The sequence below is a fragment of the Pelomonas baiyunensis genome, from assembly GCF_043555935.1.
Taxonomy (GTDB): domain Bacteria; phylum Pseudomonadota; class Gammaproteobacteria; order Burkholderiales; family Burkholderiaceae_C; genus Pelomonas; species Pelomonas baiyunensis.
This window is the reverse complement of the sequence record NZ_JBIGIB010000004.1, coordinates 235481-249766: the sequence shown is the minus strand read 5'-3', so window position 1 is coordinate 249766 and position 14286 is coordinate 235481. Positions and strand designations below refer to the sequence as shown.

Genomic DNA, 14286 nt, shown 5'->3' with positions numbered 1-14286 from the left:
CCCTGCGAATGCCAGCCGGCACAGTGCCCATAACGCCAGGCGATTGCAAAGAAGTGTGTCGACCCTGTAAGGCACACGCCCTCGGCCGCGACACACGGTGGCAAGTCGATGCGAGGGCACCTCGGTTCGACCTGTGGTGACCCCGATCTTCATCCCATTCTTTTCACTCTTTTCAGGAGATTCCTCATGAACGCATCCCTCAAGACCGGTCTGGGCATTGCCGCCGCCGCTGCCGCCCTGTTCGCCACCGCCGTGCCCACCACCGCGATGGCGGCCGACGGCATGGTCAAGTGCTCGGGCGTGAACGGCTGCAAGGGCACGTCGGAATGCAAGACGGCCACCAGCGGCTGCAAGGGCCAGAACGGCTGCAAGGGCCAGGGCTGGGTCAGCAAGAAGAGCGCCGACGAGTGCACCAAGGCTGGTGGCAAGGTGGAGAAGTAAGACCCCCCTACCGGCTGACGCCGGCCCCCCAGGGGGGGCGCAGCCGGTGGCCTGGCGGAGCCAGTTCCACGGCTGCCGCTGGAGGGCGCGGGCGCCTGCGGCCCCGCGTCAAATACTTCCGGACGCATGACTCAAATTCAAGGCTTCGGCCTCGGCCTGCGCGTGGAGCATTACGCCGCCTTTGAGGCGGGCGTGGATGCCGCCGTGCGGCCCGACTGGCTGGAGATCATTTCCGAGAACTACCTGGTGCCTGGCGGCCCGCCGCTGGCGCATCTGGAGCGCATCCGGGCGGACTACCCGCTGGTGATGCATGGCGTGTCGCTGTCGGTGGCCGGGCCCGAGCCGCTGGACCGGGCCTATTTGCAGGAGCTCCGCGCCTTGGCCGACCGGTTGCAGCCCGGCTGGGTGTCGGACCACCTCTGCTGGAGCGCCGACGCCCACAGCCAGTTGCACGACCTGTTGCCCGTGCCGCCGACCCGCGAGGCGCTGGCCCATGTGGGCAGCCGCATCGCCCAGGTGCAAGACGCGCTGGGCCGGCCGCTGGTGCTGGAAAACGTGTCCAGCTACGTGCGCTTTGCGGCGGACGAGATGACCGAGTGGGCCTTCATCACCGAACTGCTGAAGGCCACCGGCGCGCAGTTGCTGCTGGATGTGAACAACGTCTACGTGTCCAGCCGCAACCATGGCTTTGACCCGCTGGCGTACCTGAACGGCATCCCGGTGGCGGCTGTGCGGCAGATCCACCTCGCCGGGCACGATGACCAGGGCGATCTTGTCATCGACACCCACGACCACCCGGTGCGCGACGAGGTCTGGGCGCTGTACGCCCAGGCCGTGCAGCGCTTCGGCGCGGTGCCCACCATGATCGAACGCGACGACCACATCCCCCCGCTGCCCGAGCTGCTGGCGGAGCTGGGCCGGGCGCGAGAACTCGCGGCGGCTGCATGAACCTGGCGCAACAACAACGCGCGCTCGCCGCCGCGATTCGTGATGAGCCCGATCCCGGGGGCACCCCCGTGGGCCTGTTGGCGGGCGATTTCACCCGCGGCCTGGAGGCCTACCGGTACGCCTACCGCGCCCGGCTGCTGGAGGCCCTGGCCGACAACTTCACCGTGCTGGCCCGCGCGATGGGTGACGACGCCTTTGCCGCGCTGGGCCACGCCTACCGGGTGGCGCACCCCAGCCGGCATCCGTCCATCCGCTGGTTCGGCCATGCGCTGGCGGACTTCATGGCCACGGCGGGCGAGGCCCTGGTGCCGCACGCCAGCCTGGTGGACATCGCCCGCATGGACTGGGCGCTGCGCAGCGCCTTCGACGCGGCCGATGCGCCGCGTTTGACCGCCGAGTCACTGGCCGCGCTGGCGCCGGACGACTGGCCGACCCTGGTGCTGCACCTGAACCCCAGCGTGCAGCGCGTGGCGCTGGCTTATGCGGTGGAGCCGGCCTGGCGCGTGTTGCGCGAGGGGGCGTCGGACGCCGAGGCCCCCGAGCTGCCCGAACCCCTGCCCCACGCCCATGTGCTGCTGGCCTGGCGCCAGGGGCTGGACACGCGCTGGCGGTCGCTGGAGCCGCTGGAAGCCGCGCTGTTCGACGCCGTGGCCGGCGGGCAGCCCTTTGCCGTGCTGTGCGAGGTGGCGGCCGGTCACGTGGGTGAGGCTGACGCGGCGGGTGCCGTCATCGGGCTGCTGCACGGCTGGCTGGCCCAGGGCGTGTTGCGCGATCCGAGCCCAATGGCATGACATTGCGCCCTGGCTTTCAGGGCCGCAGATACTCGCGCGACTTTCAGCCCCCGGGCGGTATGCGCGCCTGGGGCACATCCCTTGTTGGAGTTGCCATGTCGCTGCATCCCGTTCGCCTGCTCGCCGCCGCTGCCCTGTGCCTGTCTGCCACGCTGCCCGCCCAGGCCGCGCTGAACGTGGGGGCGCCCGCGCCCGACTTCACGGCCGATGCCGCCGTGGGCGGCCAGGCCTTCAAGTTCAAGCTGGCCGAAGCCCTGAAGCAGGGCCCGGTGGTCGTGTACTTCTACCCCAAGGCCTTCACCAGCGGCTGCACCGTGGAGGCGCACCAGTTCGCAGAAGCGACCGACAAATTCAAGGCGCTGAACACCACCGTCATTGGCATGTCCAACGACGACATTGAGACGCTGAAGAAGTTCAGCGTCGAGGCCTGCCGCAACAAGTTCGCGGTGGGGGCCGACGCCGGCGGCAAGGTCATCAAGGACTACGACGTCGCGCTGAAAATGGTGCCCGGCACCATGGCCGACCGGGTGTCCTACCTGATCGGGCCGGACGGCAAGGTGGCCGCCGTGCATGCCAGCATGAACCCCGACGGCCACATCGACGCCATGCTCAAGGCCGCCGCCAAGTTCAAGAAGTGATCGCCGCCCTGGGCACGGCCGAGCTGCTCGCGGCCTACCGCGACGGCCAGCTCTCGCCGGTGGAGGTGATGCAAGCCGTGCTGGCCCAGGCCCAGGCCCGTGAAGGCCAACTGCACGCCCTGTGTGCGGTGGACGCTGACGCCGCCCTGGCCGCTGCGCGAGACAGCGAGGCGCGCTGGCGCGCCGGCACCGCGCGGGCGCTGGACGGCGTGCCCGTCACCCTCAAGGAAAACATCGCCGTGCCGGGCGCGGCCTACCGCCTGGGCACCGCGGCCACGCCGCCGGGCGCGGTGGCTGACTTCGAGGCCCCGCCCGCGGCGCGGCTGCGCGAGGCCGGCGCCATCGCCTGGGCGCGCACCACCATGCCCGACTACGGCATGCTGAGTTCGGGCCTGTCCAGCCTGTACCCCGAGCCCGCCCGCAACCCCTGGAACCCGGCGCTCACGCCGGGCGGCTCCAGCGCCGGGGCAGCGGCAGCGGCCGCTGCCGGCTACGGCCCCCTGCACCTGGGCACCGACATCGGCGGCTCCATCCGTCTGCCGGCCGGCTGGTGCGGCCTGGTGGGTCTGAAACCCAGCCACGGCCGCGTGCCCATCAAGCCGGGTTATGCCGGCCGCGTCGCCGGGCCGTTGACGCGCACCGTGGCCGATGCCGCGCTGATGCTGGCGGTGCTGGCCCAACCCGATGCCCGCGACCCGACCCAGCTGCCGCCGGGCCGCGTGATGCCCCGTGCGCTGGACCTGCGGGGCCTGCGCCTGGGCTTGCTGCTGGACGCCGGCTGGGGTGCGGCGGTGGAGCCCGAGGTGGCGGCCGCCATCACCGCGGCGGCGCAGGCCTTCGAGCGCGCCGGGGCGGTGGTGGAGCCGCTGGCGCCCTTCGCCACGCGCGAGATGGCGGATGGCATCGACCGCTTCTGGCGCATGCGCTCGTGGCTGGACATCTCGGCCCTGCCGCCCGCGCAGCGCGAGCGCGTGCTGCTCTACATCCTGGACTGGGTGGCGCCCGCCGCGGGCTACGACGGCGCCACGGTGTTCCAGGGCTACAGCCAGATGCAGGCGCTGCGCGAGGCGGCCAACGCCGCCATGGACGCCGCACATCCGCTGGACTTCGTGCTCTCGCCCGTGGCCCCCATGCCCGCCTTCCCGGCGCACCAGGCCAGCGCGCTGCACGACCCCCGCCGCCCGTTCGAGCACATCGCGTTCACGCTGCCGGCCAACATGAGCGAGCAGCCGGCGCTGGCGATCAATGCGGGCTACACCGCCGCAGGTCTGCCCATCGGCTTGCAGATCGTGGGCCGTCGCTTCGACGACGCCGGCGTGCTGGCCCTGGGCGCGGCGTGGGAGCAGATGCGACCGGCGCCGCGGCCCTGGCCGGTTTGAGCGAGGGAGCCGCCGGGGCGCCGGTCAGCGTGGCGCGCTGGCCGCTTGCTCGGGCAGGTCGGCATCGCGCAACACGCGGTTGACCTCGGCCCAGGCCGCTGCGGCCTGGGTGCACACCACCACCGGGCGGCTGCACTGGTAGACCTCGGTCATGGTGCGCACCATCGGGTGCTCGTCGTCACCGGGGGCCAACAGCAACACCGTCGCCAGCGGCACGATGCGGCGCTCCACGAAGCCGCCGACGGTCTCCTTGAACTCGCGCAGGCCGTCGTCGTCCATGCCCAACGGCCGCCTGAACTCCATCAGGCTCACGTAGCGCCGGTCGGCGGGCATGCGTTCGGCGGCGATGTTGGTGCAGCGTTTGCCGGCGGCCATCAGGGCAGCATCGAACGGGCCTTGCGCCACGTAATGCATGACACGGCCTTCAAAGCCTGCCGTGACGCGGCCGAAGCCGTGGGTGTCGGGTTGCTCGTGCAGTGGCGTGGAGCCAGGAGAGGGTAGCGACATGGGCGGTGTGATCCAGGCGGTGCCTCGCGGGCACCCCGTGACTCTAGCCCCGCTTGAAAAACCCCATCAACGCGGCCATGGGCAGCACCGAGCGCGGCAGGTAGGGCAGCCGCCACAGACCGCCATGGTTGGCGGTGTGCACCAGCAGCTTGAGCGGGTGCGCGAACTCGCGCGGTGCGGTGCGCAGCTGGTGCACCCACATCGCGGCCATGAGGGCGTTGGTGGTGGCCGGCTCAAACACCTCCACACCAAACGCCTGGGCCCCGCGAAAGCCCGCCGCCAGCAGCGGGTTGGACACGACGGACGCGGTGGTGGTGCTGGGTGCCACGTTGAAGGCCACGCGGTGGCCGTCAGCCCGCGCCACCAGGGCGCGCCACTGCTGCAGGCGCTTGGCCAGGGCGTAGTTGGGGCCTTGCTCCACCACGAGGGCGTCCACCAGGCCCCAGGTGCCGAAGTCGCCGGCGTCGACCCGCTCGGTGATGTGCGGTGCAAAGCCGCGCCCGCGGCTGCCCAGCCGGGCGCCCCACTGCGCCAGCTTCTTGGCCAGCCCGCGGCCGGCGTAGCGCTGCATCACGGCCGTGACCACGGGGTCGGGCACGGCGAAGACGTCGGTGGGCGTGGCCATGTAGGCCAGCTGGGTGCGGGCGTCGGCCGCGCACAGGGTGGCGCTGATGGCGTCCATGGCCAGCGAGACGCGCACATGGCGCTCGCCGTCCAGGTAGGCCAGGTTGGCCACGGCCAGCGGCACGCCCAGCCCGGCCAGCCAGGCGGCAATGTCGGGGGTGTCGGTCAGCAGATCTGCGCCGGCGTGGTTCAGGTCAGCCGGCAGCCCGGGCGCGAGCGGGGCCAGCAGCCGCGCGTTGCCCGCCTGCACCGTCGCGGCGATGCGCTTCCAGGGGGCCGGGCGGGCCACGTCCACCGCCACCAGCTGCGCGCGCCAGCGGGCCAGCCAGCTCAGCGGCCCGGCCTCGCTGCCGGCGCCCAGCAGCACGAGGTGTTGGTCGGACAGGTCGAACCACTCCGGGTGCGCCAGGCAGTCCCGCAGGGCCTGGGCGTGGGCGGGTTCGCAAATGCCCTGGGCCTCCCAGCGGTCGATCTGGCGGGCCAGGCTGTCGCCCTGCAACTGGCGGCCTTGGTGGGGCACGGTCCAGGGCGCGGGTGCGGGGTCGCCCTGGCCTTGCAGGGTGAGGGTTTGCAGCGCCCGCTGGGGCGTGCGCAGGGCGTCGGCCAGGGCCAGCGGTTGACCGGCGCGCACGAAGGGCAGCGTCTGCCACGCCGCGGCCAGGCCGGCCCGGGCCGACGCCACCACGGCGGTGGGGCGGGCCGCGTGGGCTTGCACCAAGGCGCGCCAGTGCTGGGGGTAGCGGTGGCGCCATTGGCGCTCGGCCTGCAGCGCGTCGGCCGCTTCTGCGTCGAGCGGGCGCAGGGCCTCAGCCACGATGCGCTGGCCGGGCGTGCCCGAGGCGCGACGGCCGCGCTCGTCCAAGGGCCATTGCAGGCCGGTGGTGGGGGTCATGGGCGGGGCGGGGGGGCTTGGGTGGGCAGGCCGGCGGCAGCGAGGTCGGCGTTCACCAGGGCCCAGGCGGCGGCAAAGCTGTCGGCCCGGCGCACCGGCCGGCTCTGGCGCCAGATGTCCATCAACGCGGGCAGTCGCTCGATGCCGGGCAGCCCCGGCGGCACCAGGAAGACGGTGGACAGCGCCACGATGCCATGCCGCGCGAAGCTGTCGATGCCGGCACGCAGCTGGGCCAGGGCGTTGGCATCCATTTGCAGGCTGCCGCGAATTTCCACGAGGTCGCCGAAGCGCCGGTCCTGCGGCAGCCGCTTGCCGGCCAGCGAGATGGCACGGCGTGTGGCAGCCATGAGGTCCGCGTCAAACGGCCCCTCGGCCACGGACATCATCACGCGGCCGTACACGCCCACGCTGACGCGGCCAAAGCTCGGCCGCAGCGCCGGGCGCCGGGCGGGCGGAAGGGCAGGGCTGGTGCTCATGGGGTGCGTTGATTTTGCCCGTCATGGCGGGTTGCGTGCAGACCGCGCGCAGCCCGCCGATTCAGCGTTTCAGAACACCGGGTCGGGCAGCTGTTCCTTGGCCACCACGCGCTGCGTGGCCGGGCGTTCCAGCACGCGCTGCAGGTAGGCGCCCAGGGCCGGTCGGGTCTTGGCGGGGCGGGTTTGCATGCGGGTCCAGCGGCACAGCATGAAGGCCAGCGGGTCGACCGCGGTGTAGTGCTCGCCCAGGAACCACGGGCCGCCGTGGCGGGCGAGTTCGGCGTCCATCTGGTCCAGCATGGGGGCGATCTGCGCCTCGGCGCGGGCCTTCACCTCGGCGGCGTCGGTGGCCATGCGGTCGGGGTAGAAGTAGTGAATCAGCATGGCCTGCAGCGTGTTGGTCAGCCACACCATCCACTTGTAGTACTGCGCCCGCTCGGGCGTGCCCGGTGCCGGGGCGAAGCCGGGGTGGCCATCGGCCAGGTGCATCAGGATGGCGGCGGTTTCGTACAGCACCAGGTCACCGTCCACCAGGGTCGGGATCAGGCCGTTGGGGTTGAGCTTCAGGTAGGCGGGCGACTTGTGCTCGTTGTTCGCCCGGTCCACCTGACGCAAGGTGTAGGGAATGCCCAGTTCCTCCAGCAGGATGTGGGGGGCGAAGCTGGCGTTGCTGGGGTAGTAGTGAAGTTCGATCATGGCGAGGGCGCGACAGGTGGGCGACAGACAGAGCGAGCAACTTTACGTGCGCGCAAAGTGCCCGCAGTCCACCCAGGCGACGCTGGGCGCGTTGCTTCATCACCTCGTCGTTTCTGCATTGCTGAACCCATGAAGACCTTGCTTCGATCTGCAACGGCCACCCTGCTGGCCCTGGGCGCCTTGGGCGCGACGGTGGCGGCCCATGCCGAGGTGCGAGCCCGCGTGAACATCGGCATGGTGTTCGACAACCGCTACCACCACGACCACTACTACCCCGCGCCCGGCTACGTGGCGCCGGTGGTGCCGTACGGCGCCGTCATCGTGGGCTCCGGGCCCAGCCGCTACTGGTTCCATGGTGGGGTCTGGTACCAGCCCTACGGCCCGCGCTACCGCGTGGTGCTGCCGCCGGTGGGGGTGGTGATTCCGCTGCTGCCGCCGGCCTACGTGACGGTCACCTTCGGGGGCGTGCCCTACTACTACGCCAATGGCGTGTACTACCGCGCCGTGCCCGAGGGCTACATGGTGGCGACGCCGCCGCCCGACGCAGCCCCCGCGCCCGCGCAGGTGCTGGTGCAGCAGGCCCCGCCGCCGCCTGCGCCCAAGGCCGAGCCCGTCATTTACCCGCGCAACGGTCAGTCGGCCGAGCAGCTGGAAACCGACCGCCGCGAGTGCAACCGCTGGGCCACGACGCAGCCCAGCGCGCAGGCCGATGCCAGCGTGTTCAACCGCGCGGTGGAGGCCTGCATGGACGGCCGCGGCTACACGCTGAAGTGAGCGCCGCGCGGCCGCAGCCGCTTCACAGCGTGCAGCCCGCCTCCGCGGCGGGGCCGGCGGCGCGGTAGCGCACGGCCGTCATCTCCGCCAGGATGCTCAGCGCGATCTCGGGCGGGGTGCGCGCGCCGATGTTCAGCCCCACCGGGCCGTGCAGGCGGTCGAGTTCGGCGTCCGTCAGGCCGAAGTGCTCGCTCAGCCGGGCGCGGCGCTTGGCCTGGTTCACCCGCGAGCCGATGGCGCCCACGTAGAACGCGGGGCTCTTCAAGGCCTCCATCAGGGCCAGGTCGTCCAGCTTGGGGTCGTGCGTGAGCGCGACGATGGCGGTCGCGTCGTCCACCTGAAAGCCCAGCACCACGTCGTCCGGCATCTCGCGGGTCAGCGTCACGCCGGCCAGGGCGAAGCCTTCGGCGTATTCCTCGCGGGGGTCGCACACCGTCACGCCGTAGCCCAGGGCGCCGGCCATCTGGGCGAGGTAGTCGGTCATCTGGCCTGCGCCGATCACCAGCAGGCGCCATTGCGGGCCGTGGTGGCTCACGAGGTGGGTGTCGGTCAAGGTCAGCGTGTCGGCGCCGCGTTCGGCGCTGTCCAGCGTGACGGCGCCGGTCGCCAGGTCCAGCGTGCGGCGCACGCGCTCGCCCCGGGTCAGGTGGCCCAGCAGCGCATCGAGGGCCGAGTGCGGGCCGAGCGGCTCCAGCATCAGCTCCAGCGTGCCGCCGCAGGGCAGGCCGAAGCGCCGCGCCTCTTCCGCCCCCACGCCGTAGCGCAGCAGGTGCGGCTGGCGCAGCGCCAGGCTGCCGGCCCGCAGCTGGGCGATGAGGTCGTCTTCAATGCAGCCGCCCGACACCGAGCCGGCAATCAATCCATCGCCACGCACCGCCACCAGCGAGCCCACCGGCCGGGGGGCGGAGCCCCAGGTGCGGGTGATGGTGCCGAGCACCACCGGGTGCTGGTCGGCGCGCCACTGGGCGGCCGTGCGCAGCACGCCGAGATCGAGGTTGTCCATGCCGTGTCGCCTTGCGTCGTGAGACCCGGCAGCGTAGCGAACGCCGCCCGGCCCTGGCGGCCCTCGGGTATCGGTTTGTGTGCGAACGGCTGGGTCAGCCGACTGGGCGCTCGTTGTCTTGCGCCGCGATCAGCGCCTCGCGCCACAGGCGGGCGGGGATGAAGGTGCGCAGCTGCTCCATCGCCTTGTCGATCAAGGCGGGGTGCAGGCTGTGGTCGATGTGGGGCAGCAGGTCGGCGGTCACGTCAGCGCCCAGGTCGACGAGCGCCTGGGCGGCGTCCACGACGTGGCGGTACGGAAAGCGTTGGTCGGCCAGGCCGTGCAGCAGGTGCACGCACACGTCCTGCGGCGCCACCTGCGGGCGAGCCAGGTAGCCCCCGGCGAAGGCGATCACCCGGCCCACCAGGGCGGGCTCGGCCTGCACGGCCTCCAGCGCCAGCATCGCGCCATCACCCACGCCGGCCAGGGCCACGCGCTGCCAGGGCAAGCCAAGCCGGGCGGCTTCCTGGCGCACCCGCGCGATCAAGGCCACCCGGGCGGCGTCCACACCGAGTTCGCTGGGCGCGTCGTCAGCCCACCAGCGGCAGCGGCCTTCAGCGTCGCGCAGCGGCGGGTGCAGATTCAGCGTGAGCGCCTGCGGGTACTGGCCCACCAGCGCCGCGGCCAGCGGGGCGAGGGTGTCCGGCCCATCGGGCGCGATGCCGCTGTCGGGCAGCAGGGCGAAGAGCAGGTCGGGGGCGGCGGCGACGGACGGGGAACTCATGCCCGGATTGTCCGCCGCACCTGGCCAGTCCCGGATGCCGGGATGTCGAGTCGCGCGATGCGAAATTTTGTTGCTGCACTGCAACGAGTTGCGACCTTGTGGTTTGCCACATGCCCATGTCGAAAGACATGGGATTTGTCATCTCTGTGTCATCTACCGGGCAATTCATCACGGAATTTCGTCGAAAACCCGCTTCTGACGCGCCAGTAAGAAAGTGTTCGCGCTCCCACGTTGTCAAGGGGGGGCATACCTGCCTTCTGAGGGGGCGCCCGTCGCCGCAGACTCGCGGCACGTTTGTTCACCCTGCCCTTACTCCCATGAAAACTTCCGGACACTTTCCGAAGCTTGCGGTGACGCTGACCGCGCTGGCAGCCCAGGCCCTGTGCCTGCAGGCTGTGGCCCAGTCCAGCAACCAGCAGCTCGAGCGCGTCGAGGTCACTGGCTCCAACATCAAGCGCATCTCGAAAGAGACGAGCTCGCCGATCGACGTGATCACGGCCAAGGACATCCAGGCCAGCGGCGCCCGCACCGCGCTGGAAGTGTTGAAGATGGTGCCTTCCATCGGCAACGACGGCTACAACGACACCGCCACCCAAAACGGTTTCTCGCGCGGCGTGTCCACCGTGTCGCTGCGCAACCAGACGGCCACGTCGACCCTGGTGCTGATCAACGGCCGTCGCATGACGCCGTCGGCCTACGCCAACCCCAACAACGGCACGACCACGCTGTACGACCTGAACTCGATTCCGGTCTCGGCCATTGCCCGCATCGAAGTGCTGAAGGACGGCGCCTCGGCCGTGTACGGCTCTGACGCCATGGCCGGCGTGGTGAACTTCATCACCCGCAAGGACTACCAAGGTCTGGAAGTGAAGGCCCTGGCTGGCGGCAACGACGCCGGTGAATACCAGCGCCAAAGCGTCAGCGGCACCTTTGGCTTCGGCGACTTCGCGACCAACGGCTACAACGTCTTCGTCGGCGTTGACTTCAGCCACAAGGGCCGCAGCATGGTCGGCGACAAGACCGACCAGGACATCCAGGCCGCCGACTACCGCGCGATCAACCTGCGTCGCAACCCGTACGGCAGCTTCCTGTACAACAACCAGCCCTGGTTCATCAAGGAAAACGGCGCCGTCGGTTCGCGCAGCTTCCCGCAGACCGCCGCGCTGGCTGCCAACACGGTCAACACCGCCAACTGCCCCGACTCTGAAAAGATCGTGGCCGAAACCGGCCGCTACGGCATCACCAACGCTGCGCTGCTGGGCCGCACGATCTGTAACTACAACCTCGACCAGTTCGCGGAAATGCAGAGCCCGGGCAACGACCTGAATCTGCTGTCGCGTGGCAACCTGAAGCTGACGGACAACATCGAAGGCTTCGCCGAAGTGATGTACAGCCGCAGCAAGCGCCAGTACCTGGCCGCGCCGCGCACCATCAGCGGCCTGAGCCCGACCAACAACTTCAACGTGAACGGCCTGGCTGCCACGTTCCAGCCCATCCTGGAAATCGGCCACCCGGACAACCCGTTCCCGAACGCCCGCGCTGCAGTGCAACTGCGCTTCCCGAACGTCTCGGGCGGCTATGACCTGACCAACACCGGCTCGCGCGCTCTGGTGGGTGTGCGCGGCACGGCTGGCACCGACATCGACTGGGAATCGGCAGTTCTGTGGAACCGTTCGGACCGCGACGAGTACTACTACGGCTTCCTGCGCCTGCCGGTGCTGCGCCAGATGCTCGGCCCGCAGTTCGGTGGCACGAACCGCTCGCTGGCGTCCATCGCCGCCGACCCGGATCTGTCGCGTCCGCTGCTGAATGGCGGCTCGGCTGAAGTGCTGCAGTGGGATGCCAAGGCCAGCACCACCGTCGGCCGTCTGCCCGGTGGCGACATCGGCGTGGCCGGCGGTATCGAACTGCGCCGCGAAGCCATTGATGTGCGTCCGGACCCGGAAAACCTCGCCGGCAACATCCTGGGCCTGGCCAACACCAACGTGAAGGGCTCCCGCGTCGTCAAGTCGGCGTTCGTGGAAGTCGTCGCACCGGTGCTGAAGAACCTGGAACTGAACATCGCTGGTCGCGTCGACAAGTACCCCACGCTCAAGACCAACTTCGTGCCGAAGTTCGGCGTGAAGTGGCAAGTGCTGGACAACCTGGCCTTCCGCGGCAACTACTCCGAAGGCTTCCGTGCCCCGTCGGTGTCGCAGGTGAGCCCGGGCGGTGCGCAGTACTTCCTGAACGGTCTGCGTGACCCCGTGCGTTGCAACATCGAAGCCGTGCCGCCGGTGCCGAAGCCGGGCGCGGAAACCGCGGACTGCAACAAGAGCGTGGCCGGTCTGTCGGGCGGTAACCCCAGCCTGAAGCCGGAAAACTCGTACAACACCTCGGCCGGCATGATCTTCAGCCCGGCCAAGGGTGTGGACCTGCTGGCGGGCTACTGGGCCATCCGCAAGAACAACGAAGTCGCGCTGGGTGATGCTCAGTCCGTGATCGACCACCCCGAGGCCTACCCGCCCGGCTCGCTGATCCGTGACACCAACCCCGCCCTGCTGCTGAACGGCCAGGCCGGTACCGGCCCGCTGCTGACCGTGTCGACCCCCTGGACCAACCAGGGCACGACCTTCACCAGCGGTGTGGACTTCGAAGCCCGTGTGGTGCAGACCGTGATGGACGGCGTGCGTTGGACCAACGCGCTGAACGGCCAGTACACGCTGAAGTACATGCGCATCGAGCACCCTGGCTACGCCGAGAACAACCTCGTGGGCACCCGCGGCGGCTTGGCTGACTGGGCCACCTCGGCGCCGGACGTGCCGCGCACCAAGCTGCGCTTCACTTCCAGCCTGGACGCTGGCGCGCACTCGCTGATGGGTGCGATGAACTACGTCTCCAGCATCTCGTTCATCCGCTACATGGATGGCACGACGCTGCCTGACGCTGGCGTGAAGCCGCAGTACTTCTCGGGCAATACCTGCCACTACGGCGGCGCTCTGAACGATGCGGGCGTGAGCGGCCGCAGCGTGCTGGGTGTGGCCCCGACGGCCACCAACGGTCGCGACCTGTACATCAACCGCTACCCCGGCTGCTCGATGTCCAAGTGGATGACCTTCGACGTGGGCTACACGTACCGCGGCTTCAAGGACCTGACGCTGAGCCTGTCGGTTCAGAACGTGCTGGACGAGAAGGCGCCTTACGACCCCGCCGGTGGCCAGCTGGGCTACAACTCGGGTCTGCACAACCCGTTCGGCCGCTACTTCACCGTGTCGGCGAACTACAAGTTCAAGTGATCGCGCGGCTGCCTGGCAGCCAAGCAAAAGGGCACCCCTCGGGGTGCCCTTTTTTATTGCCTTGGTGGGTGGCGGCCGAGGCCGAAGTGGGGAGCAGCGGGGCTCAACCTCGCGCCCAGCCCAGCCCAGCCCAGCGCAGCGCAGCCCGGCGTTCAACCCGCCGCTTGCGGATGCTCGCTCCTGTGCCGCAACCCTGCAGCCGGGTCTGCCGCGTGAGGCGTTGAAACCTCTCGCGGCGTGGCGGTCGCAGCAGGCGCTGCGCAGCTGGGGGGGCGGCGGCAGGCGTTGGCGAGCGCCATGCGAATGCGTCAGGCGCTCGATGAACGCCCAGCTCAGACCTTCATCGAGAACGGATTGAAGTTGGTGTGGCGGTCATAGAAGTCCACGCCTTCCACGCGCTTCAGGAAGTTCACCACGCGGGCCGTGACCGGGTACATCACGGCCTCCCAGGCCGTCTTGGCGAGGTACTGGGTCAGGATGACGGCCACCAGTTGCTCGTTCGCCCAGATGCCGTAGAACGCGATCAGGAAGAACACGCTGGTGTCCACCAGCTGCCCCACCACGGTGGAGCCCACGATGCGGGCCCAGAGGTGGCGGCCTTGGGTGGCGATCTTCATCTTGGCCAGCACAAAGCTGTTGGCGAAGCTGCCGCAGGCAAACGCGATCATCGAGCCCGCCGCGATGCGCCAGGTGTTGCCGAACACGGCTTCGAGCTGGGGTTGGTACACCGCCATGAACGGCGTGTCGGCCGCCGGCTGGTGCACCACGGCCCAGGCCATGAAGGCCGAGAACAGCAGGGCGGCAAAGCCGGCCCACACCACGCGCCGGTCGCGGCCGTAGCCGTAGACCTCGGTCAGGATGTCGCCGAAGATGTAGCTGATCGGGAAGAAGAACAGGTCCGCGCCGTAGGTGATGGTGCCGATCACCGGCAGCGTCATCTGCGCCTGCTTGGCCGCGCCGATCAGGTTGGAGCACAACAGCACGCACACGAAGGCGGCCATGATCAGGTCGTAGTACTTGAAGCTGCGGGGCGCGTGAGCGTTCATGGGGCGCGGTCTCCTGAAGGAAGCCGGCATTGT

The 14286-nt window shown here is 70.0% G+C and carries 14 protein-coding genes; 7 read left to right on the top strand and 7 right to left on the bottom strand.

The window, feature by feature from the left end; translation table 11 throughout:
• Positions 1–186: 186 nt before the first annotated feature.
• The 5 genes from bufA2 to ACG01O_RS15280 all read left to right on the top strand — a co-directional run bounded on the left by bufA2 (position 187) and on the right by ACG01O_RS15280 (position 4197).
• Positions 187–441, top strand: a complete 255-nt coding sequence (bufA2, locus tag ACG01O_RS15300; RefSeq protein WP_394385863.1) for a BufA2 family periplasmic bufferin-type metallophore — start codon at positions 187–189, stop codon at positions 439–441.
• 126 nt (positions 442–567) lie between these two features.
• Entirely contained in the window at positions 568–1389 is an 822-nt protein-coding gene (bufB, locus tag ACG01O_RS15295; protein ID WP_394385862.1) for an MNIO family bufferin maturase, read from the top strand.
• A complete protein-coding gene (locus tag ACG01O_RS15290) occupies positions 1386–2180 on the top strand; it encodes an HvfC/BufC family peptide modification chaperone (protein WP_394385861.1) in 795 nt (264 codons plus the stop codon). Before bufB ends, ACG01O_RS15290 begins: the two co-directional genes overlap by 4 nt.
• A 95-nt stretch (positions 2181–2275) precedes the next feature.
• Positions 2276–2818: a peroxiredoxin gene (locus tag ACG01O_RS15285; RefSeq protein ID WP_394385860.1), complete on the top strand. Its 543-nt coding sequence runs from the start codon at positions 2276–2278 to the stop codon at positions 2816–2818.
• Positions 2818–4197, top strand: coding sequence for an amidase (locus tag ACG01O_RS15280; RefSeq protein ID WP_394386351.1), 1380 nt, complete (start codon positions 2818–2820; stop codon positions 4195–4197). The genes ACG01O_RS15285 and ACG01O_RS15280 overlap by 1 nt, the downstream gene beginning before the upstream one ends.
• A 24-nt stretch (positions 4198–4221) precedes the next feature.
• Here ACG01O_RS15280 and ACG01O_RS15275 read toward each other — a convergent pair whose 3' ends face one another.
• The 4 genes from ACG01O_RS15275 to ACG01O_RS15260 all read right to left on the bottom strand — a co-directional run bounded on the left by ACG01O_RS15275 (position 4222) and on the right by ACG01O_RS15260 (position 7392).
• Positions 4222–4704, bottom strand: a complete 483-nt coding sequence (locus tag ACG01O_RS15275) for a hypothetical protein (RefSeq protein ID WP_394385859.1) — start codon at positions 4702–4704, stop codon at positions 4222–4224.
• A 43-nt stretch (positions 4705–4747) separates the two neighbouring features.
• Positions 4748–6220 carry a hypothetical protein gene (locus tag ACG01O_RS15270; protein WP_394385858.1) on the bottom strand — a complete coding sequence of 491 codons (1473 nt, stop codon included), beginning with the start codon at positions 6218–6220 and terminating at the stop codon, positions 4748–4750.
• Positions 6217–6696: a hypothetical protein gene (locus ACG01O_RS15265; protein ID WP_394385857.1), complete on the bottom strand. Its 480-nt coding sequence runs from the start codon at positions 6694–6696 to the stop codon at positions 6217–6219. Before ACG01O_RS15265 ends, ACG01O_RS15270 begins: the two co-directional genes overlap by 4 nt.
• A gap of 69 nt (positions 6697–6765) precedes the next feature.
• Positions 6766–7392, bottom strand: a complete 627-nt coding sequence (locus tag ACG01O_RS15260) for a glutathione S-transferase family protein (RefSeq protein WP_394385856.1) — start codon at positions 7390–7392, stop codon at positions 6766–6768.
• A gap of 129 nt (positions 7393–7521) precedes the next feature.
• On the opposite strand from ACG01O_RS15260, the gene ACG01O_RS15255 reads away from it, so the two are divergent.
• Positions 7522–8166, top strand: a complete 645-nt coding sequence (locus ACG01O_RS15255; RefSeq protein WP_394385855.1) for a DUF6515 family protein — start codon at positions 7522–7524, stop codon at positions 8164–8166.
• A 22-nt stretch (positions 8167–8188) separates the two neighbouring features.
• On the opposite strand, the gene ACG01O_RS15250 is transcribed toward ACG01O_RS15255, so the two are convergent.
• Both ACG01O_RS15250 and ACG01O_RS15245 read right to left on the bottom strand, forming a co-directional pair.
• Positions 8189–9169 carry an XdhC family protein gene (locus ACG01O_RS15250; RefSeq protein WP_394385854.1) on the bottom strand — a complete coding sequence of 327 codons (981 nt, stop codon included), beginning with the start codon at positions 9167–9169 and terminating at the stop codon, positions 8189–8191.
• Positions 9170–9263: 94 nt separating this feature from the next.
• The gene (locus tag ACG01O_RS15245) at positions 9264–9932 is read right to left on the bottom strand and encodes an alpha/beta hydrolase family protein (protein WP_394385853.1); all 669 of its coding nucleotides are present in this window, start codon (positions 9930–9932) and stop codon (positions 9264–9266) included.
• Positions 9933–10249: 317 nt separating this feature from the next.
• Here ACG01O_RS15245 and ACG01O_RS15240 point away from each other — a divergent pair, with 317 nt between their 5' ends.
• Positions 10250–13207, top strand: coding sequence for a TonB-dependent receptor plug domain-containing protein (locus ACG01O_RS15240; protein WP_394385852.1), 2958 nt, complete (start codon positions 10250–10252; stop codon positions 13205–13207).
• A gap of 332 nt (positions 13208–13539) precedes the next feature.
• Here the strand turns inward: ACG01O_RS15240 and ACG01O_RS15235 are convergent, their stop codons facing one another.
• Positions 13540–14253: a queuosine precursor transporter gene (locus tag ACG01O_RS15235; RefSeq protein WP_394385851.1), complete on the bottom strand. Its 714-nt coding sequence runs from the start codon at positions 14251–14253 to the stop codon at positions 13540–13542.
• Positions 14254–14286 lie beyond the last annotated feature (33 nt).

Bases quoted from the DNA above. Each gene is read 5' to 3' on its own strand.
- bufA2 (WP_394385863.1), top strand. From the start codon at position 187: ATGAACGCATCCCTCAAGACCGGTCTGGGCATTGCCGCCGCCGCTGCC.
- bufB (WP_394385862.1), top strand. From the start codon at position 568: ATGACTCAAATTCAAGGCTTCGGCCTCGGCCTGCGCGTGGAGCATTAC.
- ACG01O_RS15290 (WP_394385861.1), top strand. From the start codon at position 1,386: ATGAACCTGGCGCAACAACAACGCGCGCTCGCCGCCGCGATTCGTGAT.
- ACG01O_RS15285 (WP_394385860.1), top strand. From the start codon at position 2,276: ATGTCGCTGCATCCCGTTCGCCTGCTCGCCGCCGCTGCCCTGTGCCTG.
- ACG01O_RS15275 (WP_394385859.1), bottom strand. From the start codon at position 4,704: ATGTCGCTACCCTCTCCTGGCTCCACGCCACTGCACGAGCAACCCGAC.
- ACG01O_RS15270 (WP_394385858.1), bottom strand. From the start codon at position 6,220: ATGACCCCCACCACCGGCCTGCAATGGCCCTTGGACGAGCGCGGCCGT.
- ACG01O_RS15265 (WP_394385857.1), bottom strand. From the start codon at position 6,696: ATGAGCACCAGCCCTGCCCTTCCGCCCGCCCGGCGCCCGGCGCTGCGG.
- ACG01O_RS15260 (WP_394385856.1), bottom strand. From the start codon at position 7,392: ATGATCGAACTTCACTACTACCCCAGCAACGCCAGCTTCGCCCCCCAC.
- ACG01O_RS15255 (WP_394385855.1), top strand. From the start codon at position 7,522: ATGAAGACCTTGCTTCGATCTGCAACGGCCACCCTGCTGGCCCTGGGC.
- ACG01O_RS15250 (WP_394385854.1), bottom strand. From the start codon at position 9,169: ATGGACAACCTCGATCTCGGCGTGCTGCGCACGGCCGCCCAGTGGCGC.
- ACG01O_RS15245 (WP_394385853.1), bottom strand. From the start codon at position 9,932: ATGAGTTCCCCGTCCGTCGCCGCCGCCCCCGACCTGCTCTTCGCCCTG.
- ACG01O_RS15240 (WP_394385852.1), top strand. From the start codon at position 10,250: ATGAAAACTTCCGGACACTTTCCGAAGCTTGCGGTGACGCTGACCGCG.
- ACG01O_RS15235 (WP_394385851.1), bottom strand. From the start codon at position 14,253: ATGAACGCTCACGCGCCCCGCAGCTTCAAGTACTACGACCTGATCATG.